This window comes from Streptomyces sp. NPDC002785 (genome assembly GCF_040295565.1).
Classification (GTDB): domain Bacteria; phylum Actinomycetota; class Actinomycetes; order Streptomycetales; family Streptomycetaceae; genus Streptomyces.
This window is the reverse complement of record NZ_JBEOVN010000033.1, coordinates 41,196-47,891: the sequence shown is the minus strand read 5'-3', so window position 1 is coordinate 47,891 and position 6,696 is coordinate 41,196. Positions and strand designations below refer to the sequence as shown.

The 6,696-nt window shown below is 70.1% G+C and carries 10 protein-coding genes; all 10 read right to left on the bottom strand.

Annotated features, from left to right (window positions below):
* Positions 1–575: 575 nt before the first annotated feature.
* The 10 genes from ABTZ94_RS11560 to ABTZ94_RS11515 all read right to left on the bottom strand — a co-directional run bounded on the left by ABTZ94_RS11560 (position 576) and on the right by ABTZ94_RS11515 (position 6,694).
* Positions 576–1,838, bottom strand: coding sequence for a tyrosine-type recombinase/integrase (locus tag ABTZ94_RS11560; RefSeq protein WP_351199921.1), 1,263 nt, complete (start codon positions 1,836–1,838; stop codon positions 576–578).
* Positions 1,838–2,038, bottom strand: a complete 201-nt coding sequence (locus ABTZ94_RS11555) for a helix-turn-helix domain-containing protein (RefSeq protein ID WP_351199919.1) — start codon at positions 2,036–2,038, stop codon at positions 1,838–1,840. The genes ABTZ94_RS11560 and ABTZ94_RS11555 overlap by 1 nt, the downstream gene beginning before the upstream one ends.
* Positions 2,039–2,040: 2 nt before the next feature.
* On the bottom strand, positions 2,041–3,414 hold the full coding sequence (repSA, locus tag ABTZ94_RS11550; RefSeq protein WP_351199917.1) for a replication initiator protein RepSA: 1,374 nt from the start codon (positions 3,412–3,414) through the stop codon (positions 2,041–2,043).
* A complete protein-coding gene (locus ABTZ94_RS11545) occupies positions 3,407–3,595 on the bottom strand; it encodes a hypothetical protein (protein WP_351199915.1) in 189 nt (62 codons plus the stop codon). Before ABTZ94_RS11545 ends, repSA begins: the two co-directional genes overlap by 8 nt.
* An 87-nt stretch (positions 3,596–3,682) precedes the next feature.
* Positions 3,683–3,997 carry a SpdD-like protein gene (locus ABTZ94_RS11540; protein WP_351199913.1) on the bottom strand — a complete coding sequence of 105 codons (315 nt, stop codon included), beginning with the start codon at positions 3,995–3,997 and terminating at the stop codon, positions 3,683–3,685.
* A gap of 23 nt (positions 3,998–4,020) precedes the next feature.
* Positions 4,021–4,176, bottom strand: a complete 156-nt coding sequence (locus ABTZ94_RS11535) for a hypothetical protein (protein ID WP_351199911.1) — start codon at positions 4,174–4,176, stop codon at positions 4,021–4,023.
* Positions 4,177–4,188: 12 nt separating this feature from the next.
* The gene (locus tag ABTZ94_RS11530) at positions 4,189–4,380 is read right to left on the bottom strand and encodes a mobile element transfer protein (RefSeq protein WP_351199909.1); all 192 of its coding nucleotides are present in this window, start codon (positions 4,378–4,380) and stop codon (positions 4,189–4,191) included.
* Positions 4,381–4,401: 21 nt separating this feature from the next.
* Complete coding sequence (locus ABTZ94_RS11525) at positions 4,402–5,055, bottom strand: DUF2637 domain-containing protein (protein WP_351199925.1); 654 nt, start codon at positions 5,053–5,055, stop codon at positions 4,402–4,404.
* Positions 5,055–5,258, bottom strand: a complete 204-nt coding sequence (locus ABTZ94_RS11520) for a hypothetical protein (RefSeq protein ID WP_351199907.1) — start codon at positions 5,256–5,258, stop codon at positions 5,055–5,057. The genes ABTZ94_RS11525 and ABTZ94_RS11520 overlap by 1 nt, the downstream gene beginning before the upstream one ends.
* A gap of 80 nt (positions 5,259–5,338) precedes the next feature.
* Entirely contained in the window at positions 5,339–6,694 is a 1,356-nt protein-coding gene (locus tag ABTZ94_RS11515) for an FtsK/SpoIIIE domain-containing protein (protein ID WP_351199905.1), read from the bottom strand.
* Between the last annotated feature and the right edge of the window lie 2 nt (positions 6,695–6,696).

Below are 6,696 nucleotides of genomic sequence, written 5' to 3'. Positions count from 1 at the left end.
CCCCTCCCGGCAAGCTTTGCCCCGTCGCGCCGCCCAGCACGCACTCCCCCAAGGCCTTAAGGGCCAGGGGGGACCCCCTTCCGCGTTGGCCAAAAGCCCTGGTAGCTCCTTCCCCAAGCTCTCAGCTACGTTCGAGCAGGGGAGGCCCCACCCAAGGACTCACGGCCGCCTTGCGATCGCACGCACCGGACGACGCTCCTTACGGGGCAAACATTGCCGGTCACGGCACTAGCACTAGCCGGTTCGACCGACTACCGCGAGTGTGGTGGCGGGCAGGACGAAAGGAGTCGCTGACAGGAGCGGTCGGTCAACCTCCGGCCAGGAAGTGCGCATGCGACTCTTGCCGGGCCTGTATTCCCAGCCCCTGGGCCGTGCGAGGGCGCTCGGCAGCGATCGACGGCGACAAAAAGTGACAGGTCGGCTACGGGTGCGGACGGCGAAGGGGCAGGTCACGGGCCCAGGATGAGACGGGTTTCCGTCCTGGGATGGACGTCAGGCAAGATGGGGTGTTTCTCTCCAGGTGAGGGCGCAAAACAGCCCCTCACCAGCGGGTTTCCCGTCGATGAGGGGCCGTGTCAGGCGGCTTGGGCCGTCTCTGGGCCGTCATGGGCGTGACCGGCGGTCCGGTACATCGCGCTGATGGCTTTCCGGGTTCGGGTCTCGCTGCTCGGCATCAGGTGCGTATACACGCGGAGCGTGAAGCCCGGATCGCTGTGCCCGAGGTAGAGACTCAGCGCCTTGATGTTCTCGCCGGCGTCCAGGAGGACCGAGGCGTAGAAGTGCCGCAGGGCATGCATGCCATGCTCACGAGCCGCCGCAAAACGCTGGCCCTTCTCCGGCACCGGGATGATGCCGGCGGCGGCGAGCGCGGGCTTCCACCGCTCGTCGTTGAAGCCGTTACTCCACAGGGCCGTGCCGACGCTGCTCGTGAAGACAAGCCGATGCGTGACCTTGGGCCCGGTCGGCGTCACCCAGGGCAATGTCACGCCGATCGGCTGGAAGCGCTTCATGTGCTCGGTCAAGGCCACTGACACTTCGGGGTCCAGCGGAACGTCCCGGAGCTTGCCTCGCTTCGGCGGCGCGAAGACGAGGGAGCCGCGGACCTTCTTCACCTGCTGCCGGACGTAGAGCCAGCCGAGGTCTCCGATGTTGTCGACCGCGAGACCGAAGATCTCGCCCTGGCGGAGGCCGCAGCCGCCGCCGACGTCGGTCATGGCCTGGTAGCGCTCGGGGAGTCCAGCCCGTACGGCGAAGACTTGCGAGGCCGACCATGGATGGACGCGTGAGGGCGCGGGCCGAGGCGCCTTGACCGATCGGGCTCGACAGGGGTTTGAGGCCAGCAGACGATCATCCACGGCCGCAGTGAGCACGGAGGAGACGGCATCGAAGATCAGGCGTCGGTAGGAGGCCGACGCCACGGCACCTTCGAGCTGACGGTTCCAGTCGCGGATGTGCTCCGGCTGGAACGAGCCGATCGGACGCGTTCCGAGGTATGGCAGGGCGTGAAGACGTAGCCGCCCCTCGACCGCGGCCCGGCTCGTGAGGTCGGTGGTCAGTGCCGCGATCCAGCGCTCGGTGTACTCACGGAAGGTGGTCCGTGCGGCTCGCGGGTCGATGTACTGGCCGCGCGCCATATCGGCCTCGATGTTGGTCAGCCATACGTCAGCCAAGCGTTTCTGCTTGTCCGGGAAGCTCTTGGACTTCTCGGTGCCGTCCGGGCCGATGTAGCGGGCGCGGTAGCGGAGACCGAGGCCGTATCGATCGCTCTTGATCCTGCGGGTCTTGCCGTCCGCGCCGATTTCGGCCTTGTACCAGCGGTCTTGGATGTGTCCGGCCATCAGGCGGCAAACCCTTCCTGAAGGGACTCGACCCAGGCACGGACGTCATCCGGGTCGTAGCGCAGGTGTCGGCCCACACGGAATCCGCGAGGACCAACGCGCTTGCGACGCCACTGGTAGACCGTTTCGACGCTGGGGAGGTCGAACATCTCCACCAGGTCGTCAGGCGTCAGGTAGCGCACCGGGAGCCGCGTTGCCATGGTCACCACTCCCTCTCGTCAGGGGCCGATCGAAGTTCTTCGCGTGCGGTTTCGCGGTTGAGCTGGAGGTTGCGGGCGATGGTGGCAGCGAGAGCGGACTCACCCGGTGTGTGACCGTGTCCTGCGTACTGCCAGTCGGCGAGGACGAGGACGGTGTCCGGCTCTCGGTCGTCCAGGCCGAGGGCTTCGCGTTCCTGCGCGGCGCGGAAGTCGGCACGGGCCTGGCGGAGTTCGCCGAGGGTGGTCGAGTACCGGCGGGACTTCGAGGAGAAGTGGCCGCGGAAGCCGAGCATGTGCGCCCAGGCCCACAGCCGCCGTTCGGGGTAGAGCGGGTCGAGCTGCTTGCATGCCTCGATGAGGCGGCGGGTGTGGGCTGGGACCTGGTGGCGGTCGAGTTCGGAGAGTTCGCCGATGCGGCGGTCGAGGGTGCCGGTGTTCTCGGCGGCTTTGGTGGCGTACTTCGCGACGTAGGAGGCCACGGCCTGCTCGGTGATGTCGGAGCCGTCGCCGAAGGCCTTCACAGGGCGGACGTCGAGCTGGGTGCCCCAGCGGAACGTACGGGCGGGCTGGTCCTTGGAGGCCGAGACCGAGACCGACGTGTACGAGTGGGTGGAGGCGGCGTGGATCGCGTCGGTGAGTAGGCCGGCACTCGCCCAGGACGGAGGCGGGGTGTCTGGTCCCTCGGGCCCGTCGAGGCGGATCACGGCGTGGAAGTGCAGGGCGCCGCGCTTCTGGAACTCAGCGACCTTGCCGTACGAGAGTCGGGCCGACTCCTTCAGCTCCCGCTGTGTGAGGCCTGCTCGGGCGGCGATCTCGCGGCGGAGCCGGTTGGTGAAGCGCTGCCAGAGGTCGCCTGCGTGGTTGTTGAACAGGACGGCGCCCGCGTAGTCGTAGGTGGCCGGGTCGAGCGCCGTGCCGAGCGCCGGATCATCGGAGGCATGGCGGGTGCCGCAGCGGCAGACGCTGCGGTCGGGCCGGTTGTGGACGGGGCCGAAGGAGGGGGCGGTGAGGGTGGCGAAGACGCGGGGGTGTCCGCGGACCGTGGACGGGATGTCGCGGCGGTCGTCTCCGGCCAGGCCCGCGCGGATGAGGTGGTAGGTGTCGCCCGCGTAGGTCCAGGCGCAGGAGGGGCAGCGGGAGGCCCGCCGGTTGCCGCACGCGACCCGGAGCCGTCCGCCCGGCTCGTTTTCGGTCGAGTAGCGGTGGAGGGTCTCGCCGGTTGCCCTGTCCTTGGCGAGGGTCCAGCCGGTCAGGTGGATCGGATCGGCGCAGCCGCCTGTGCGGCGGATCTGGTCCTGCCAGCGGTCGAAGTCGTCGGCCGAAGCCACCCTCAGCAGGTCGCCGAGGGGGGTCGGATCGAGCAGCGTGTCAGGCACGAGTACCCTCCCGCAGGCGAGCGGGGCTATGGGCGGTTCCGGTGCCGTGGCAGGCCGGGCAGTGCGCGCTGATGGTGCGGAGGTGGCCGTGCCGGTCGCGACCGCCGAGAGTGACTGCGGCAGAGGCGAAGCCGCCGCAGTTACGGCAGATCCGGGACGGCGGGCGGGTGCGGTGGGTCATGCTGAGGGTTCCTTCCGGTTGAGAGATCGGACAGGGGACGGCTCCCGGGCGGCGGAGACTTGGCGGTTGAGGCCGCCCGGGGGCCGGTCAGCGGCGCTTGCCCTCGTCGCTGATGAGCGAGCGGATGACCAGGGCGCAGATGGCGACGGATGCGCCGGTGATGGCGACCGCGAGGAGCATGGAGACCAGGACGGCGCCGACGACCAGGACCACGGCCGTCCCGCCACCCACGAGCGCGATGGCGCCGCCTGGGGTGAGCTGCACGGTCGGCCGAGCCGGAGCCGTCATGGGGGCGCGGGCTTCCGGGGTGTGCTGGATGACGGCGGTCGGCTCGACAACCACGGCGGGCGGGGTGATTTGGCCGGTGGGCTGGGGCATGGTCGGGACCTTGGGGCGGAGCATGGTGGATCTCCCTTCGGCAGTGGTTACTTGACGGCGGTGTCGATGGCGGGGGCGAGCAGGCTGTCGCCGAGGAGGTAGCCGCCGAGGAGGAGGACGGCGACGAGCCACCAGGGCGGGCGGATGAGCTTGACGCCGAGCCAGCCGACGACGATCAGGGCGAGCCAGAGCGGGACGTCCATGGGACGGTTCTCCTATCGGGCAGTGCAGCGGTGGGTGCGGGCGGCGAGCTGTGCGGCGGTCTGGCTGGAATAGCCGGCGGACCAGCCGCAGCCGTCCTTGGTGCACACGGCTGCGTGTTCGGTGCGGCCGTGGCGGTCACGGTGGGTGCCGATCTGCACGGGGCCGATCCGCATCACAGAGTGGAAGTGGTCGCGGGCAGGCATGAGGGCGGTTCTCCCTTCAGGTCACGTGAGTTGGGCGGCGATGGTGTCGGCCAGGTGGGGCGGGACGCCAAGGCGGGTGCGCAGGGTGTCGGTGTCGATCCGGGCACCGGTGCGGGCCTGGTGGTCGGCGGCGAGCTTTCGCGCGTGGTCGACCAGTGCGGCCGGAACCGGGGGACTGGTCGGCGCCGAGGTAGCGGAGGCGATGGCCGGGGTGCCCTCGGCCACGGTGAGCGGAGCCGGTTCGGGTTGCGGCTCGGGAGTGATGTCCGGCTCGGCTTCCGGTGCAGGCAGAACCGGTTCCTGGTCCTCGGAGGCGTGCGAGTGGGCGAGGAGCGTGCCGCCGAGGAAGGCGAGGGCAGGCCATCCGGCAATGCCGAACCGTAGCCAGGCCGGCGGATGGGCCAGGTCGAGGAATCCGGCGGTGGCGACGTTGGCGCCGAGCGAGGCGATCAGGGCGATCAGGAACCAACACCAGGCCAGACGGGACGGGCCCTCACTGCGCAGCCGTCGCCAGGCAGCGACGAGGAGCAGGTCCACCGAGATCGGGTAGGCCCAGGCTTTCCAGCCGTCCTGTCCGGCGGCATCGGCGAGGTCGTGCAGGTGGGCGAAGGACAGCGCCCCGGCGATGACGGCTTGGACGAGGACCGCGTCCACGCGGAACGCGGGGCGGGCCATCACGAGCCGCCGGGGTAGTCGGGGCCGTCGGTGGGGTCGTAGCCGGGCGGGAACGCACCGGGCGGCGGCTCCGGCAGGGACGCGGCGAGGGACGGGCCCACAGCCTCGATGAAGCCTTGGTCAGCGCCGAGTACGTCGGCGTAGAGGGCGAGTTGGCCCAGCATGAGCACGGTGCGGGCGAAGTCCTCGCAGTCGGGGCACATGACGTGTTCTCCCTTCAGCAGGCATGGAGCGGGTAGGGACATGGCGCGAGAGGGTCGCGCCAACCGAGAGGCAGGAGCGGTCAGACGGTTGCGGGGGCCGTCTTGGACAGCGGCACACGTTCCGAGGGCAGCGCGGCGACGGCAGGCCGGAAGGGCGCGAGGGCGGGCAGGTCCGGGGTACGGTCGGCGTGCCGGTTGCAGAGGTTCACGGCCTGGCGCAGCGAGGTGTGCGGGGCGCGGATGCGGGCCCAGCCGCCGGACGAGTCTCCGGTCACGGCGATGCCGGGGGTCTCGGTGGGGATCTGGATCGCGGCGAGGACGGCGTCGGGGGAGATGTCCCCGAAGGCCATGTTCGCGGAGGATTCGTCGTTGACGCGGTGGGCAGTGCGGCCGGTGAGCTGGGCGCGGAGCATGGTGATGCCCTTGCCGAGTTCGGAGCCGAAGCGCTGCCCGTAGATCTCCAGATAGATGCCGGCAGCCCGGCCGAGCTGGGCGAGCCGCACGAGGGCGGTGATGATCCTGTCGCGCCGCTTCTCCTCGTCCTTGGACGCGAACAGGGCGAGTTCGGCGACCTCGTCCACGAGGACGACGATCGGCACCGGTCGCAGGTGCTCAGGCAGGTCCCAGATGTCGGCAGCGATCTCCGCGTCCTGCACGTTGACCGTGATCCGTTGTTCAGCGCGGATCAGTTGGTAGACGTCCGCCATGTGGGAGACGAGGGCTTCGAGGAGGTCGAGGGCGGTGTCCGGATTGTCGGCGAGTGCGGAGAACCGGCGGGCCAGTGGGAAGAGTTCAACCCCCTGCTTGCAATCGATGCCGACCAGTGCGACATCCATGGGCGCGAGACCGGCGACCAGGTTGCGCTGGTAGACGGACTTCCCGGACTCCGTGGCGCCGAGGGTGAGACCGTGCGGGACGGCGCGGTAGTCGCGGTAGTGAACCGCCCCGTCCTCGCGCAGGGCGACCGGAACCCGCATCGGAGCCGAGTCTGTCTTTACGGGCATGTGGACCCGCTTGAGCACGTCGTAGCCGGTCATCCGCACCTCGACCACGCCCGAGCGGAGCGCCCGCGAAGTGACGCCGTACATGGCGAAGGAGTGGCGCAGCCGGTCTGTGGCGGCGGAGACGTCGAAGGCATCCTGGCCGGGGCGGAGTTTGAGGCGGAGCACCAGGCCGGTGCGAGTGGGGTGGACGCGCAGGATGCGCGGGGCGCGGGACTCAGGGACGGGCCGGTTGGCGACCCGGGCGAAGGCCAGGCGCCAGCGGGAGGGCGGGACGGTCAGCCCGCACGCGTCCATGACGGAGGCGTAGCGGACCAGGACCCGCAGGGCGGCGAAGGCGGCGCCGAAGGCCAGCCAGTACCAGGCGGGACGCCGCCACCGCAGAATCACTGCGGCAGCGACGACCAGCACCAGGGCGACCGCTAACGCGGTCATGA